Source organism: Streptomyces sp. NPDC002088, assembly GCF_040296605.1.
Taxonomy (GTDB): Bacteria; Actinomycetota; Actinomycetes; order Streptomycetales; family Streptomycetaceae; genus Streptomyces.
In genome coordinates, this window is record NZ_JBEOXO010000011.1 from 120263 (window position 1) to 135693 (window position 15431).

The 15431-nt window shown below is 71.1% G+C and carries 11 protein-coding genes and 1 pseudogene; 4 read left to right on the top strand and 8 right to left on the bottom strand.

Annotation, left to right across the window (positions count from 1 at the left end; genetic code table 11):
- Window positions 1-22: 22 nt before the first annotated feature.
- From ABT114_RS24120 to ABT114_RS24130, 3 genes are all read right to left on the bottom strand, one after another.
- Entirely contained in the window at window positions 23-1468 is a 1446-nt protein-coding gene (locus ABT114_RS24120; protein ID WP_351145035.1) for an aldehyde dehydrogenase family protein, read from the bottom strand.
- Window positions 1469-1637: 169 nt separating this feature from the next.
- Window positions 1638-3317, bottom strand: a complete 1680-nt coding sequence (locus ABT114_RS24125) for a PucR family transcriptional regulator (RefSeq protein WP_351144920.1) — start codon at window positions 3315-3317, stop codon at window positions 1638-1640.
- 151 nt (window positions 3318-3468) lie between these two features.
- The gene (locus ABT114_RS24130) at window positions 3469-5925 is read right to left on the bottom strand and encodes an ATP/GTP-binding protein (protein ID WP_351144921.1); all 2457 of its coding nucleotides are present in this window, start codon (window positions 5923-5925) and stop codon (window positions 3469-3471) included.
- Window positions 5926-6191: 266 nt separating this feature from the next.
- Between ABT114_RS24130 and gabT the strand changes: the two genes are divergently transcribed.
- The 4 genes and pseudogenes from gabT to ABT114_RS24150 all read left to right on the top strand — a co-directional run bounded on the left by gabT (window position 6192) and on the right by ABT114_RS24150 (window position 10596).
- A complete protein-coding gene (gene gabT, locus ABT114_RS24135; RefSeq protein WP_351144922.1) occupies window positions 6192-7526 on the top strand; it encodes a 4-aminobutyrate--2-oxoglutarate transaminase in 1335 nt (444 codons plus the stop codon).
- 150 nt (window positions 7527-7676) lie between these two features.
- Window positions 7677-7874 (top strand): annotated as a pseudogene (locus ABT114_RS24140) (phosphatase PAP2 family protein); the annotation flags it as partial.
- Between the two features lie 196 nt (window positions 7875-8070).
- On the top strand, window positions 8071-9795 hold the full coding sequence (locus ABT114_RS24145; protein ID WP_351144923.1) for a glycosyltransferase: 1725 nt from the start codon (window positions 8071-8073) through the stop codon (window positions 9793-9795).
- Window positions 9796-9852: 57 nt separating this feature from the next.
- Complete coding sequence (locus ABT114_RS24150; RefSeq protein WP_502988374.1) at window positions 9853-10596, top strand: phosphatase PAP2 family protein; 744 nt, start codon at window positions 9853-9855, stop codon at window positions 10594-10596.
- On the opposite strand, the gene ABT114_RS24155 is transcribed toward ABT114_RS24150, so the two are convergent.
- The 5 genes from ABT114_RS24155 to ABT114_RS24175 all read right to left on the bottom strand — a co-directional run bounded on the left by ABT114_RS24155 (window position 10520) and on the right by ABT114_RS24175 (window position 15428).
- Window positions 10520-10975 (bottom strand): bifunctional DNA primase/polymerase, encoded by a 456-nt coding sequence (locus ABT114_RS24155; RefSeq protein WP_351144924.1) that lies wholly within the window; start codon window positions 10973-10975, stop codon window positions 10520-10522. The two genes, ABT114_RS24150 and ABT114_RS24155, sit on opposite strands and share 77 nt — an antisense overlap.
- A gap of 117 nt (window positions 10976-11092) precedes the next feature.
- Window positions 11093-12511, bottom strand: a complete 1419-nt coding sequence (locus ABT114_RS24160; protein ID WP_351144925.1) for an NAD(P)/FAD-dependent oxidoreductase — start codon at window positions 12509-12511, stop codon at window positions 11093-11095.
- 35 nt (window positions 12512-12546) lie between these two features.
- Window positions 12547-13347 carry an ABC transporter permease gene (locus ABT114_RS24165; protein ID WP_351144926.1) on the bottom strand — a complete coding sequence of 267 codons (801 nt, stop codon included), beginning with the start codon at window positions 13345-13347 and terminating at the stop codon, window positions 12547-12549.
- A complete protein-coding gene (locus ABT114_RS24170) occupies window positions 13348-14277 on the bottom strand; it encodes an ABC transporter permease (protein ID WP_351144927.1) in 930 nt (309 codons plus the stop codon).
- Window positions 14277-15428 (bottom strand): ABC transporter ATP-binding protein, encoded by a 1152-nt coding sequence (locus tag ABT114_RS24175; RefSeq protein WP_502988375.1) that lies wholly within the window; start codon window positions 15426-15428, stop codon window positions 14277-14279. The genes ABT114_RS24170 and ABT114_RS24175 overlap by 1 nt, the downstream gene beginning before the upstream one ends.
- Between the last annotated feature and the right edge of the window lie 3 nt (window positions 15429-15431).

Here is a 15431-nt window from a genome sequence, read left to right on the forward strand (position 1 = left end):
TTCGGGGTGTGTGCGAGGTGGATCAGAGGGCCAGGCCCGTGAGCACCAGCACGCGCTCGTACGTGTAGTCCTCCATCGCGAACCTCACGCCCTCGCGGCCCACACCGGACTGCTTGACGCCGCCGTACGGCATCTGGTCGGCACGGTAGGAGGGCACGTCGCCGACGACGACACCGCCGACCTCCAGGGCGCGGTGGGCGCGGAAGGCGGCCTGGAGGTCGTGCGTGAACACGCCCGCCTGGAGGCCGTACTTGGACGAGTTGACGGCGGCGAACGCCTCGGCCTCGCCGTCCACCTTCTGCACGGTGAGGACCGGCCCGAAGACCTCCTCGCAGGAGAGGGTGACGTCGGACGGTACGTCGGTGAGGACGGTCGGCGCGTACGAGGCACCGTCGCGCTTGCCACCGGCGAGGAGGGCGGCACCGGCGGCGACGGCCTCGTCGACCCAGGACTCGACGCGCTTGGCGGCGTCCTCGCTGACCAGCGGCCCGACGTCCGTCTTGTCGTCGTTCGGGTCACCGGTGACCTGCGCCTCGACGGCGGCGACGATGCGCGGCAGGAGCCGGTCGTGAACGGAGGCGTCCGCGATGACCCGCTGCACGGAGATGCAGGACTGGCCGCCCTGGTAGTTGGAGAAGGTGGCGATACGGGTCGCGGCCCAGTCGAGGTCCGCGTCGCTCGCGAAGTCGCCGAGGACGACGGCGGCGCCGTTGCCGCCCAGCTCCAGGGTGCAGTGCTTGCGCGGCACCGAGTCCATGATCGCGTAGCCGACCTTCTCCGAACCGGTGAAGGAGATCACCGGCAGGCGCTCGTCCTGGACGAGGGCGGGCATACGGTCGTTGGAGACCGGGAGGATGCTCCAGGAGCCGGCCGGCAGGTCGGTCTCGGCGAGCAGGTCGCCGAGGATGAGGCCGGAGAGCGGGGTGGCCGGCGCCGGCTTCAGGATGATCGGCGCGCCGGCCGCGATCGCCGGGGCGATCTTGTGGGCGCACAGGTTCAGCGGGAAGTTGAAGGGCGCGATGCCAAGGACGACGCCCTTCGGGAAGCGGCGGGTGAGGGCGAGGCGCCCCTGGCCGCCGGCGTCGGTGTCGAGGCGCTGGGCCTCGCCACCGTTGAAGCGGCGGGCCTCCTCGGCGGCGAACCGGAACACGGAGACGGCGCGGCCGACCTCGCCGCGGGCCCACTTGATCGGCTTGCCGTTCTCGGCGGAGATGAGCTGCGCGATCTCCTCGGTGCGCTCGACCAGGCGCTTGCTGACGTGGTCGAGGGCGGCGGCGCGCACGTGGGCCGGGGTGGCGGAGAAGTCCTCGCGGACGGCGTACGCGGCGGCCACGGCCTCCTCGACCTGGGCGTCCGTCGGCACACTGACCTTGCCGACGAGGCGGCCGTCCCACGGGGACGTGACGTCGAAGCTGTCCTCGCCGGTGACCTGGCGGCCGGCGAGCCAGAAGGCGTGGGTGGCCCCCACATTCTTGTTCTGGGGCATGTGCGAGTCCCGGCCCTTCCGCGTAGGGGATGTTCTTGGCTTTCGTCGTCCACGGTAGGGCCGGGCGGTCGGGGGGTCGTTTGTCCGAGTAGGAGTGGTGCAGGGCCGGGACGCTACGGACGGGCCAAATCCAGCCCCTCCGCGCTTGCCCTCACTCCCCGCCCCCCGCCGTCGCCTTCAGCGCCAGCCACAGCTCCATCCGTACGTCCGGATCGTCCAGCGACCGTCCGAGGATCTCCTCCACCCGCCGCATCCGGTACCGCAGGGTGTGCCGGTGCACCCCCAGGTCCGCCGCCGCGGCGTCCCACTGCCCGTGCCGGGACAGCCACGCTCGCAGCGAGGCGACGAGGTCACCCCGCCCGGTCGCGTCGTGCTCCTGCAGCGGCCGCAGCAACCCGTCCGCGAACGCCTTCACCGCGTCGTCGGCGAGCAGGGGCAGCACGGACCCCGCGCCGAGCTGCTCGTGCTCCACGAACACCCGCCCGCGCCGGCGGGCCACGGACAGCGCCTGCTCGGCCTGCTTGTACGCCGCCGCGGCCGCGATCGGCCCGGCCGGCGCGGACAGCCCCACGACGAGCTCGTCCTCCTCGCCGCCGGCCGCATGCTCCCGCGCGCCCGCGGCTCGCGCCGCCTCCAGCGCCGTCGCGTACTCCCCGCACGCCGCCACGGCCGCGCCGCCGTCCACGGCGAGCACGACCAGCCGTTCCCCCTCCGGGACGACGAGCACGGCCTCCCCGGACCGCGCCGCCGCGGACTCGGCGGTCTCGGCCAGCCCGGCAAGAGGATCACCGCTCGCCTCGGCGGCGGCCAGCGCGGCCGCGGACGGCTTGCCGGCGGCCACGCGCGCGTGCGCGTCGGCGTGCGCGCGTGCGGCAGCGGCGGAGGCGGACGCCGACTCGGCGACGATGACCCGGAAGGGCGCGTCGAGCAGCCCGCCGTAGAGGTCCCCGGCGACGGCCCGGGCGTGGTCCGGCTCCCCGGCCAGGAGCATGCGCAGCACGGCGGCGCCGATGCGCTGCTCCGCCGCGTGCAGCGACCGGGACCGTTCGGTGGTCAGGGTGAGCAGCGCGATGGCCGAGTGGACGGCGTACCGCTCGGCGGTGCCGAGGGTCGCGGCCGTGCCCACGGCGAGCGCCGCCCGCGGACGTCTGCCGGTGCCGAGGGAGTGGAGCTCGACCCGGTCCTCGTTCCCGGGGCCGCCGACCACCGACGAGGCCGGGGCGGGCCGCTCGCGCAGCCGCTCCACGTCCGCCGTGAGCCGCGCGGCCCGCCGCAGCGCCCACTCCGGCGCGGTCGCGACGACAGCGCCCGAGGCGTCGTACAGCGCGGCCCAGCCGTCGACCTGTGCGGCGAGCGCGGCGAGGAGGCCCTCGGGGCCGGAGTTCAGCGTCTGCTTGGTCAGTTCGCGCTGGGCGGCGAAGCCCGCGGTGACGGCGCGGTACTGGTCGGCGGCGATCGCGGCGGAGACGGCCTTGCTGATCGCGAGGAACGGCGTGCGGCGCGGCACCTCCAGCAGCGGCAGCCCCTCCTGCCCGGCCGCGTCGACGAGCGCTTTCGGGATCTCCTCGTAGTTGACCCCGACGGCGAAGCCGAGCCCCACCACCCCGGCGCCCACCAGCCGCTTCACGTACCGCCGCATCGCCTCCGGGTCCTCCGCGTCCAGTTTCAGCGCGGTGATCAGCAGCAGTTCTCCGCCCTCCATGTAGGGGACGGGATCGGCGAGTTCGCTGACGTGCGCCCACCGGACGGGCACGTCCAGGCGGTCCTCGCCCGCCCGCACGGTCAGCTTGAGCGCGGAGTGGTGGACGAGCGAGGCGAGCGTGGGGGGCATGAGGCCTTCAGGTCGGTGTGTTCGGTGTGTTCGGTGTGGTCCGTGTGGTCCATGTGATCATTGCGATCTTTTGGCCGCTACGTATGAACAACCTATGCCGATTCTGCCTCACCGTACGGTCACTGCGTGACCGTACGTACGGACGTGCAGCTCAGTGGCCCCGAGCTGCCCGTCCGTCACTCAGATCCACCAGCAGGGGCGGCGCGTGGTCGCCCCGCACCGTCGTCAGCGACAGCACCGCGTGCCCCGGCGGCACCCCGTGCGCGAGTTCGGACGCCGACCAGCGCTCCCGCTCGACCTGGCGCACCGTCACCGCTTCCGTGGTCACCGCCTTGCCCGTCACCAGCTTGCGCAGGGCGTGGATGGCGCGGGTCATCGGCTGGTCCGCGAAGACGGTGTGCTTGGCCACGTCCCGCGTCTCCACCCACTCGGTGCCCCAGGCGGACGCAAACCGGCTGCCGTCCCAGGTCGTGACCCCGGAGAGGGCCATGCGGCAGCCGACCGCCCCGTACAGCGGCCCGTGCAGGGCCTCGGGGACGTCGGCGACGGTGCGCAGCGCGAGCACGACGCCCGCGTTCTGCGAGCGCAGGCGCTGAATCCGGCGCACGGACTCGGTGGTGACCGTGCCGGTGGCGTCGTCGAGGACGAGTCCGGCGAAGTGCGCCCGGTCGCCGTCGCGGGCGACGGCGGCGAACTGGGCCAGGACGAGCCGCGTGATCAGCCGGGACGCCTCCTCATGGCCGTGCTCGGGGAGGTCGATGCGGACGCGGAGGGGGTGGTGGGCCACCGCGCGCAGCGAGAACGGGCGGATCGTGTCGTCGCCCGCGCCGAAGAAGTCGGCGAAGGCCGGCCGGTCCAGCAGGGCGAGCCGGTCGGCGAGGGCCGGGGCGGGGTCGGCGGGGGTGCCGGTCTGCCGGACCCGGGCCTCGAGCTCCCGGCGCATCGCGGCGTGCCGCTCGTCCACCAGGGCGTCGCGCAGGGCCGACAGCACCGCCGGCTCCCCCTCCAGGAGCTCCCGCAGGACCGGCAGGGACGGGAACGCGCCGTACGCCGCCCGGTACGGGCCGAGCAGCTGGGCGAGCGCCGTCGCCGCCCGCTGGGCGCCCACGGTGTCGAGGTCGCCGACCAGCGCCTCGGCGAGGAAGGCGGCCGCCTCGTCGGGATCGTCGGACTCGGCGTACGGGTCCAGGTCGTGGACGGACCTGGGGTCGCCGACGCGCACCACGACGTCGAACGCCGAGTCCGGGCCGAGTGCCGTCCCGGCGGCGCAGACGGCGACCACGGCGCACCGGCCGGTCAGCGCCTGGAGGGCGAGGGACTCGACCACCGGGGCGATCACGTGCCGGGTCTTGCCGGCCCCCGACGGCCCCACGACGAGCAGCGACGTGCCGAGCGTCTCCGGCCCGAGCGCCGCACCCACCCCGCCGTACGCGAGCGGCGTACGGTCCCCGCTCGCCCACCGCCCGATGCGCACCTGCCCCGCGAGCAGGTCGTGCCGGGCGCCGCGGCCGGGCAGGTCGCGGGCGCCGGAGGGGTGGGTGAGCGCGGCGGCGCCCTGGTGCAGCACGGCGTCGGTGAAGGCCGTCGGCCGCGCCTGGCTCCTGGCCTGCTTCCAGGCGTGCTCCACCCGGGCGCAGTCCACGTCGTTCATACGGCCGGCGAGCACCTCGGCGGTCAGGACGTCCGCCGCTTCGTGCTGCCCGGCCTCGCGCAGCTCGGGCCAGCGCGCCCGGGGTTCGTCGGGAGCCGGCTGCGGGGCCCGGTCCGCCGCCCCGCGGCTGCGTGCGGCGAGCCAGGTCCGCGCCAGGGGCCACCAGCCGCCGATCCTGGCGAAGGGCCACAGGACGAGCAGGGTGATCAGGGCGTAGAGCGCGTCCGTGGTCAACGCCGAGGTGAAGACGTCGTAGCCGCCGGTGATCAGGACGACGAGGGAGAACAGCGGGTCCACGACGGGCAGGGCGTCCCAGCCGACGCCGGGGAAGGCACTCGGGAAGACGAAGCTCAGCGTGACCAGGGCGCCCAGAGCCGCGATCAAGGCACGCGCGGGCTGCTCGCGCCGGGTGACCACGTGCCGGACGATGTCGCCCCAGCTGCCCAGGCGGCCCATGGCGTACACCAGCACGGCGAAGAAGACGCCGTCGTAGACCACCCTGGCCTCGGCGCCCTGCATGCCCTTGGGAGAGGCCAGTGTGCCGCCCCACCACCAGTCGTCCGGGGTGAACAGCCGCAGCAGAGCCCACTGGTACGGGACGCTGCCGCGGCGCCACAGCGACCACAGGATCAGCGCGACCACCAACGGGACCAGCACGCCGACGATGGTGACCGGGGCGAGCCGTTCCGCCGCCCGGGCGGCCCTGGGCAGGCGGTATCCGAACCGCCAGATCCCGGGCCGGGCCTCCGGTCGGGGTTCGTTCAGCCAGTCGGCGACGGCCGGCCGGGGCGGCACCCCCGGGGCGCGAGACGGCGGTGGCGGCACCTCCGGGGCGCGCGCAGGCGGTGGCGGCACCCCCGGCGCCTTCGGCGTAGCCGGCACGTCCGGTGGCCCGGCCGGGCGCGGCACCGGACCCGCATGCGTACTCCGCGCGTCCTGCGTCCCGTCGCTGTCCATCGCCCTGCCCCCTGACCAGCCGCTCCGTCCACCGTCAGCGAGCCAATCTAATGCCCCCGCAGGGGGAGTTCACCGCTTACGCGGCCGGGCCCGCGGTGACACACCGCCGCTCCTCTATGTCCACGACGGACAACCGGAGCCGCCGAAAACGCCCACATGGAGCATGCCCACCCCTCCCTCCCCGTCCTAGCCTGCGAGAAAAGAAGGTAAGCGTCCGAAAACGCCCACCCGGAATCTCCGGTCCGCAAGATCATCAGGGAGCCCCCATGACCGCCCTTCCGCAGGAGCGCCGCGTCGTCACCGCCATCCCCGGCCCGAAGTCGCAGGAGCTGCAGGCCCGCCGTATCGCCGCGGTCGCGGCCGGTGTGGGTTCCACGCTCCCTGTGTTCACGGCCCGCGCGGGCGGCGGCATCATCGAGGACGTCGACGGCAACCGCCTCATCGACTTCGGCTCCGGCATCGCCGTGACCTCGGTCGGCGCCTCCGCCGAGGCCGTCGTACGCCGCGCCTCCGCGCAGCTCGCCGACTTCACCCACACCTGTTTCATGGTCACCCCGTACGAGGGCTACGTGGCGGTCGCCGAGGCCCTCGCCGAGCTCACCCCGGGTGACCACGCCAAGAAGTCCGCTCTGTTCAACAGCGGCGCCGAGGCCGTCGAGAACGCCGTCAAGATCGCGCGCGCGTACACCAAGCGCCAGGCGGTCGTCGTGTTCGACCACGGCTACCACGGCCGCACGAACCTCACGATGGCCCTGACGTCGAAGAACATGCCGTACAAGCAGGGCTTCGGCCCGTTCGCGCCCGAGGTCTACCGCGTGCCCGTGGCGTACGGCTACCGCTGGCTGACCGGCCCGGAGAACGCCGGTGCCGAGGCCTCCGCCCAGGCCATCGACATGATCAACAAGCAGATCGGCGCGGACAACGTGGCCGCGATCATCATCGAGCCGGTGCTCGGTGAGGGTGGCTTCATCGAGCCGGCGAAGGGCTTCCTTCCGGCCATCAGCAAGTTCGCCAAGGACAACGGCATCGTCTTCGTCGCCGACGAGATCCAGTCCGGCTTCTGCCGCACCGGCCAGTGGTTCGCGTGCGAGGACGAGGGCATCGTCCCGGACCTGATCACCACCGCCAAGGGCATCGCGGGCGGTCTGCCGCTCGCCGCCGTCACCGGCCGCGCCGAGATCATGGACGCCGCGCACGCGGGCGGCCTGGGCGGCACCTACGGCGGCAACCCGGTGGCCTGTGCGGGTGCCCTCGGCGCGATCGAGACGATGAAGGAGCTCGACCTCAACGCCAAGGCGAAGAACATCGAGGCGATCATGAAGGCGCGCCTCGCCGCCATGGCCGAGAAGTTCGACGTCATCGGTGACGTCCGCGGCCGCGGCGCGATGATCGCCATCGAGCTCGTCAAGGACCGCACCACCAAGGAGCCGAACCCGGAGGCGGCCGCCGCCCTGGCCAAGGCCTGCCACCAGGAGGGCCTGCTGGTCCTGACCTGTGGCACCTACGGCAACGTGCTCCGCTTCCTGCCCCCGCTGGTCATCGGCGAGGACCTCCTGAACGAGGGCCTCGACATCATCGAGCAGGCTTTCGCACGCATTTGAGCAGCCCTTCCGCAACCTGACAGGGGAGCGGCAGGGCGTGTGAAGAACGTGTGCGAGGTAGATGGCAGGACTCGATTCCGCCTGTCTTACGGGGGTCCCCTGCCGTAGGTTCTACCGGGATGAGAGATACACCCTCACCCACAGGGGACTGTGGGTGACATCAGGCCGGGGCCTCCCCAGCTTCGACCTGGTCGTGCCCTCGCGCACACAACCGGGGCCTCTGGCTCCGGATTTCCTCACCGATCGGACGGTCGCCCGCCCCAAACCCCCCGGGGCGCGCGGCGTTCCGATCTGGACGGCCGCCTCGGAACCAATCCCCCCTTGTTCCGGGGCGGCCGACCTGCGTTCTGCCACCCACGCCGCCCCGCTCACCCTCGTGAGCGGGGCGGCGTTTTGCTGTCGCGAGAGAAAGTGCCGCCATGACCCGCCGAGGCCGGAAATCAACTGTTGACACGCCAGCAACAGGACATGTCTTTGCATAAGCAGTAAACAGCAGGTAAAACTGTGGCTGAAGTTTTCATGAATAGTTCCCGGGGGGGAATTGGTGTCGGACCCGACGGTCACAGTCGTCATTGGCGCCTACAACGCCATGCCTTATCTGACCCGCTGCATCGAGTCGGTGGTCGAGCAGTCGCTGGGCACATACGAACTGGAGTGCCTGGCCGTCGACGACGGGTCGACCGACGGCACGGGGAAAGAGCTGGATCGCTTCGCCGCGAAGCATCCCGGCACGGTGCGCGTCATCCACCAGCCGAACTCCGGAGGGCCGAGCGGCCCGCGCAACGTCGCCCTCGGACTCGCCCGAGGCCGCTACGTCTTCTTCCTGGACGCCGACGACTACCTCGGCCCGGACGCCCTGCGCCGGATGATCGACATGGCCGAGCGCAACAGCTCCGATGTGACGCTGGGCAAGTACGTCGGCATCAACTGCACGGTGCCCCGTTCCATGTTCGAGGCCAACCAGGAAGTCGTCGATCTGGCGACCTCCCGCGTCTGGTACGCCCTGACCCCGCACAAGCTCTTCCGGCGCTCGTTCCTGGACGAGCACCGGCTGCGCTTCGACGAGGACGTCTACATAGGCGAGGACCGCATCTTCGTCACCAAGGCCTATCTGCTGGCCTCCGCGATCTCGGTGGTCGCCGACGAGGACTGCTACTTCAAGGTCAAGCGCGACGACCAGGGCAACATCACCAGCAACTACCGGGACCTGATGGAGCGCTTCGAGGTCGCCCGGCGCCTGATGACCGCGATCACCGCGTACAGCGAACCCGGGCCCGTTCGCGACGCCGCGCTGCTGCGGCACTTCAGGGGTGGCCTGCTGGACTCCTTCTCCTGGCGCTTCCCACTGATGGAGGAGAGCGACCGGCTGAAGGCCATGGGGATCGCCAAGGAGCAGCTGGACGCGTTCTACACCCCGGAACTCGACGCCCAGATGACCGCGTGGCTCCGCCTGTTCGCCCACTGCGCCCAGCACGGGCTGCAGCAGGAACTGATCGACATCATCGACTTCCGCACCGCGGCGAGCCGCAAGCGACAGCCCCCGTACGGCACGGTCGTCGAGAACGGGCGCGCCTACGCCGTCTACCCGTACTTCCGCGACGAGAAGGCCGGCATCCCCGACTCCTGCTACGACATCACCGACGAACTCCAGCAGAACGACCGGCTGGACGCCGTGGAGTGGCACGAGGCCCGGCGACGCGGCGTACTACGGCTGCGCGGCTACGGCTACATCGAGCACGTGGACACCCGGAAGCCGGCCACCGAACTGGTCCTGCGGCTGCGGAACGACGGCCGCGAGGTACGCGTCCCCACCCGCCGCACAGCGCTGCCCGCTCTCACCCCCGAACAGGGCCACGCCTTCGACCACAGGCTCTCGGGCTTCACCGCCGACATCGACATCACCAGGGCCATGGGCGGCGCCCCGCTGCCGACGGGTATCTGGGACGTGTACCTCAATGTCCTCACCCAGGGTCTGAGCACCAGGCGCAGGTTCGGCGCCCGCAAGGCGGACGACCTGGCTCCGGCCCGCGGCGGCCGGAGCGGACGCCTCGCCGTCAAGCCGTACTACACCCAGGGGTACGCCAATCTCAGCCTGGACGTCACCGCCGCCGCTCAGGAGAAGCCGAAGGGGAGCAAGCAGGACGGGCGCGGGGGGTTCACCGGCCTCGGCAGGCGCATCGGCAAGAGAGGCCTCAGAAAATTCAAGAGACTCAGCCGCCTGTCCGGCGCCGCCCGGCCCAGCGGGCGCGGCGCGGCGCCGCGCGGGTAGGCCGACCGGGCCTGGGGGACCGTGCGCGGGTCCGGCCGTACCTGGCAGGCTTGGCCCATGCCGAGCTGCCCTGACCCGCAGGCCGAGGGCGCTCCCGCGCCGCCGACCGCCGAACGACCGGCGTCCTTCCTCCTGCTCCTGCCCGGAATGCCGGCGCTCCTCTTCGCGCTCGTCACCTGGCAGATCGTCGCCGACGGCCCGCTCCTGCGCGTGGACGAACGGGTCAGCCGCGCCCTGGTCCACCCCGACCGGGCCTCCGAGCTGCTCTCCGACCTCGGCGGCGCCGCGGTCGCGGTGCCCGTCCTGGCCCTGGTCGCGGGGTGGGTCGCCCGGCTGGGCCGGGCCGCGAGGACGCGCCGCTGGTGGCTGCCGCCCCTCTCCGCGGCCGTGCTGCTCGCTCTGGTGCCGGCGATCGTCGTGCCCCTGAAGGAGTGGACCGCCCGCCACGGCACCCCCGCCGTGCCGCCCGGGGTCGGCTACTACCCTTCCGGTCACACCGCCACCGCCGCCATCGCCTACGGCTCCGCGACCCTGCTGCTCCTCCCCCTGCTCCGCTCGGCCCGGTCCCGCCGTCTGCTCGTCGCCGGCTGCCTCGCCCTCGTACTCGGCGTCAGCTTCGGCCTGGTCAGGCACGGCTACCACTGGCCGCTCGATGTCGTGGCCAGTTGGTGTCTGTGTGCGGTGCTGCTCTTCGCGCTGTGGAGGTTTCTGAAGCGCGTCGGAGTCACTGGCCGTCCTCCCTCGTGGCCAGATCCGCCGCCGCCTCGTGCATCGCCAGTTCGAGAAGTGCCGGATCGGTGAGGGTGCCGGAGCCGTCCGGCAAGACCAGCCAGCGGACTGCGCCGGTCGAGCGGCCCGGGTACGGCACGACGATCCAGGTGCCGGCGCCGACCGAACGGATGCCGGTGCCGAGCCAGCGGGCCGCGGTGCCGGGCGGCACGAAGAAGCCCATGCGCGCGTCACCGAAGTCGACGAGTACGGGCCCGGTCCGGTCGAGGATGCGGGTGAGCACGTCGAGCGTGGGACAGCCGAGCTCGGCCGGCAGGATCAGTACGTCCCAGGCCTTGCCGGCGGGCAACAGGGCGACCGCGCGGGAGTCGCGCTCCCACGCCCGGCGGCAGGCCCCGGGATCCGGTGCGACGGATGCGAGCCAGTCGACCGCCGTCTTCGCCCCAGTCATGAGAAGACCTCCCCGTCTCTCGTGGACGCTGTCGCGTCACGAGGGAGAGGGAGGTCCCTCCGCGGCATTACGCGGGTTCCGGCCCCTCGATGGAGTGAACCGGATCACACCCGGCGGTCAGCTGTCGAATCCGAGGCCCAGTTTGTCCATCGTCTTCAACCACAGGTTGCGCCGGCCGCCGTGGGCGTCCGCCCGGGCCAGCGACCACTTGGTGAGCGCGATGCCGGTCCAGGCGAAGGGCTCGGGCGGGAACGGCAGCGGCTTCTTGCGCACCATCTCCAGCTCGGTGCGCTCGGTCCGCTCCCCCGCCAGCAGGTCCAGCATCACGTCCGCGCCGAAGCGCGTCGCGCCGACGCCCAGGCCCGTGAAGCCGGCCGCGTAGGCGACCTTCCCCTGGTGGGCCGTGCCGAAGAACGCCGAGAAGCGCGAGCAGGTGTCGATCGCCCCGCCCCACGTGTGCGTGAAGCGGACTCCCTCCAGCTGCGGGAAGCAGGTGAAGAAGTGCCCGGCGAGCTTGGCGTACGTCTCCGGGCGGTCGTCGTACTCGGCGCGCACCCGGCCGCCGTACGGGTAGATCGCGTCGTAGCCGCCCCACAGGATCCGGTTGTCGGCGCTCAGCCGGAAGTAGTGGAACTGGTTCGCCGAATCCCCCAGGCCCTGCCGGTTCTTCCAGCCGATCGACGCCAGTTGCCCGGCGGTCAGCGGCTCGGTCATCAGCGCGTAGTCGTAGACCGGGACGGTGTACGCCCGTACCCGCTTGACCAGGCTCGGGAAGATGTTCGTGCCGAGCGCGACCCGGCGGGCGCGGACCTCGCCGTACGGGGTGCGTACGGCCATGCCGGCGCCGTACGGCTTCAGGGTCAGGGCGGGGGTGTGCTCGTGGACGCGTACGCCGAGGTCGAGGCAGGCCTTCTTCAGGCCCCAGGCCAGCTTGGCCGGGTTGACCATGGCCACGCCCCGGCGGTCCCACAGGCCCGCCTGGAAGGTGGGCGAGTCGACCTGCTCGCGCACGGCGTCGGCGTCCAGGAACTCGATGCCGTCGGCGAGGCCCTTCTCCTCCAGCTCCGTGTACCAGTCGCGCAGTTCCCACGCCTGGTACGTCTCGGTGGCGACGTCGATCTCGCCGGTGCGCTCGAAGTCGCAGTCGAGGGAGTAGCGGGCGACCGCCTTCTCGATCTCGTCGAGGTTGCGGGCGCCCAGCTCCTGGAGCTTGTGGATCTCGTCCGGCCAGCGGGTGAGGCCGTTGGGCAGGCCGTGCGTGAGGGAGGCGGCGCAGAAACCGCCGTTGCGGCCCGAGGCGGCCCAGCCCACCTCACGGCCTTCCAGCAGCACCACATCGCGTTGCGGATCGCGTTCCTTGGCGATCAGCGCGGTCCACAGTCCGCTGTATCCGCCGCCGACGACCAGCAGGTCGCAGGTCTCGGCGCCGGTGAGCGCGGGCTCGGGGTGGGGCTTGCCGGGGTCTTCGAGCCAGTACGGGACCGGCTGTGCTTCGGAAAGAGACTTGATCCACCGGGTCATGGCGCTTGGGGCCATGATTTCAACTCCCTACCAAGGGTTTACTGAAAGGCTTATGCCTTTTGTTTGTTTCGGCGGTTGCCGATGATCATGGAGACCAGGACGAACAGTACGGCGACGAGGAACATGGCCGTACCGATGACATTGATCTGAACGGGCGTTCCGCGCTGTGCCGAGCCCCAGACGAACATGGGGAAGGTGACGGTCGAGCCCGCGTTGAAATTGGTGATGATGAAATCGTCGAAGGAGAGCGCGAAGGAGAGCAGCGCGCCCGCGGCGATTCCGGGGGCCGCGATGGGCAGGGTGACACGCAGGAACGTCTGCACCGGTCCGGCGTAGAGGTCCTGGGCCGCCTGCTCCAGGCGCGGGTCCATCGACATCACGCGCGCCTTGACCGCGGTGACGACGAAGCTGAGGCAGAACATGATGTGGGCGATCAGGATCGTCCAGAAGCCGAGCTGCGCGCCCATGTTGAGGAACAGGGTGAGCAGCGAGGCGGCCATGACGACCTCGGGCATCGCCATCGGCAGGAAGATCAGCGAGTTGATGGCGCCGCGCGCGCGGAAGCGGTAGCGGACCAGCGCGAAGGCGATCATCGTGCCGAGGACGGTGGCGCCGATCGTCGCCCAGAACGCGATCTGGAGGCTGATCGACAGCGAGCCGCACATGTCGGCGACGCCGCACGGGTCCTTCCAGGCGTCCGTGGAGAACTGCTGCCACGCATAGTTGAAGCGCCCGTTCGGTTTGTTGAAGGAGAACACCGTGACGACGATGTTGGGCAGCAGCAGATAAGCGAGGGTCAGCAGTCCCGCGATGACCACGAAATGGCGCTTGAGCCAGTTGACGAAGGGCATTTAGACCAGATCCTCCGTCCCGGACCTGCGGATGTAGAAAGTCACCATGAAGAGAATCGCGGCCATGAGGATGAAGGACAGCGCCGCGGCCGTCGGATAGTCGAGGATGCGCAGGAACTGCGTCTGGATGACGTTTCCGATCATGCGGGTGTCGGTGGAGCCGAGCAGTTCGGCGTTCACGTAGTCGCCGGCCGCCGGGATGAACGTCAGCAGGGTGCCGGAGACCACGCCCGGCATGGACAGCGGGAAGGTGACCTTGCGGAAGGTCGTGAACGGCTTGGCGTACAGGTCGCCCGCCGCCTCGTGCAGCCGCCCGTCGATGCGCTCCAGCGAGGTGTACAGCGGCAGGATCATGAACGGCAGGAAGTTGTACGTCAGACCGCACACCACCGCGAGCGGTGTGGCCAGCACACGGTCGCCCGAGGTCCAGCCGAGCCAGCTGGTGACATCCAGGACGTGCAGCGTGTTGAGGGCGCCGACGACCGGGCCGCCGTCCGCGAGGATCGTCTTCCAGGCGAGGGTGCGGATCAGGAAGCTGGTGAAGAACGGCGCGATCACCAGGATCATGATCAGGTTGCGCCAGCGGCCCGCGCGGAAGGCGATCAGGTACGCGAGCGGGTAGCCGAGCACCAGGCACAGCACGGTGGCGGCGCCCGCGTAGAGGACCGAGCGCAGGAACTGCGGCCAGTACTCGCTCAGCGCGTCCCAGTAGGTCGCGAAGTGCCAGGTGACCTTGTAGCCCTCCTCCAGGGAGCCCGTCTGCACGGACGTGGAGGCCTGGTAGATCATCGGCAGCGCGAAGAAGACGATCAGCCACAGGATGCCGGGCAGCAGCAGCCAGTACGGGGTCCAGCGGCCGCGCTTGCGCGAGGGCTTCGTCACGGGCGCCTCGGGGGCGAGCGGCGGGGGCGCCTCGGTGAGCGTCGACATCAGGCGGCCTCTTCCCCGACTGTCTCGACGCCCGCGTCGATGTCCTGAGCGGCGTCCAGACCGAAGGTGTGCGCCGGGTTCCAGTGCAGGACGACCTCGGCCCCGGGTATCAGCCGGGAGTCGCGGTCGATGTTCTGGGCGTAGACCTCGAACTCGGGGCAGACGGGGCTGTCGATGACGTACTGCGTGGAGACCCCGATGAAGCTGGAGTCGGCGATCCTGCCGGTGATGCGGTTACGGCCCGCGGGGATCTCGCCCGCCTCGTCGGCGTGGGTGAGGGAGATCTTCTCCGGGCGGACGCCGACCAGCACCTTGCCGCCGGTCGTCGTGGGCGCGGAACATCGTGCCCCGGGCAGCACGAGCTTGCCGCCGCCGGCCTTCAGGACGATGTCGTCGCCGCTCTTGGCGTCGACCTCGGCCTCGATGAGGTTGGAGGTGCCGAGGAAGTTGGCGACGAAGGTGGTCCTGGGGTTCTCGTAGAGGTCGGCGGGCGAGCCCAGTTGCTCGACCCGGCCCGCGTTCATCACGGCGACCGTGTCGGCCATCGTCATGGCCTCCTCCTGGTCGTGCGTGACGTGGACGAAGGTGATGCCGACCTCGGTCTGGATGCGCTTGAGCTCCAGCTGCATCTGACGGCGCAGCTTGAGGTCCAGGGCGCCGAGCGGCTCGTCGAGGAGCAGCACCTTGGGGTGGTTGATCAGTGCGCGGGCCACGGCGACGCGCTGCTGCTGGCCGCCGGAGAGCTGGTGCGGCTTCTTGCGCGCCTGCTCTCCGAGCTGTACGAGCTCCAGCATGTCCTCGACCTGTTTCTTCACCGACTTGATGCCGCGCCGGCGCAGACCGAAGGCGACGTTCTCGAAGATGTCGAGGTGCGGGAAGAGGGCGTAGGACTGGAAGACCGTGTTCACCGGCCGCTTGTACGGCGGCAGATGGGTCACCTCCTGGTCGCCGAGGAAGACGGTGCCGGAGGAAGGTTCCTCCAGACCGGCGATCATGCGCAGAGTGGTGGTCTTTCCGCAGCCGGAGGCGCCGAGCAGGGCGAAGAAGGAGCCCTGCGGCACGGTCAGGTCGAGCGGGTGTACGGCGGTGAAGGAGCCGTAGGTCTTGCTGATCCCGGAGAGGCGGACGTCGCCGCTGCTGTCATTCGTCATCGT

What these genes read in the sequence shown, in the direction of transcription:
- ABT114_RS24175 (WP_502988375.1), bottom strand. Translation starts at nt 15,428, where the DNA reads ATGACGAATGACAGCAGCGGCGACGTCCGCCTCTCCGGGATCAGCAAG.
- ABT114_RS24150 (WP_502988374.1), top strand. Translation starts at nt 9,853, where the DNA reads ATGCCGAGCTGCCCTGACCCGCAGGCCGAGGGCGCTCCCGCGCCGCCG.
- ABT114_RS24170 (WP_351144927.1), bottom strand. Translation starts at nt 14,277, where the DNA reads ATGTCGACGCTCACCGAGGCGCCCCCGCCGCTCGCCCCCGAGGCGCCC.
- gabT (WP_351144922.1), top strand. Translation starts at nt 6,192, where the DNA reads ATGACCGCCCTTCCGCAGGAGCGCCGCGTCGTCACCGCCATCCCCGGC.
- ABT114_RS24160 (WP_351144925.1), bottom strand. Translation starts at nt 12,511, where the DNA reads ATGGCCCCAAGCGCCATGACCCGGTGGATCAAGTCTCTTTCCGAAGCA.
- ABT114_RS24165 (WP_351144926.1), bottom strand. Translation starts at nt 13,347, where the DNA reads ATGCCCTTCGTCAACTGGCTCAAGCGCCATTTCGTGGTCATCGCGGGA.
- ABT114_RS24155 (WP_351144924.1), bottom strand. Translation starts at nt 10,975, where the DNA reads ATGACTGGGGCGAAGACGGCGGTCGACTGGCTCGCATCCGTCGCACCG.
- ABT114_RS24125 (WP_351144920.1), bottom strand. Translation starts at nt 3,317, where the DNA reads ATGCCCCCCACGCTCGCCTCGCTCGTCCACCACTCCGCGCTCAAGCTG.
- ABT114_RS24130 (WP_351144921.1), bottom strand. Translation starts at nt 5,925, where the DNA reads ATGGACAGCGACGGGACGCAGGACGCGCGGAGTACGCATGCGGGTCCG.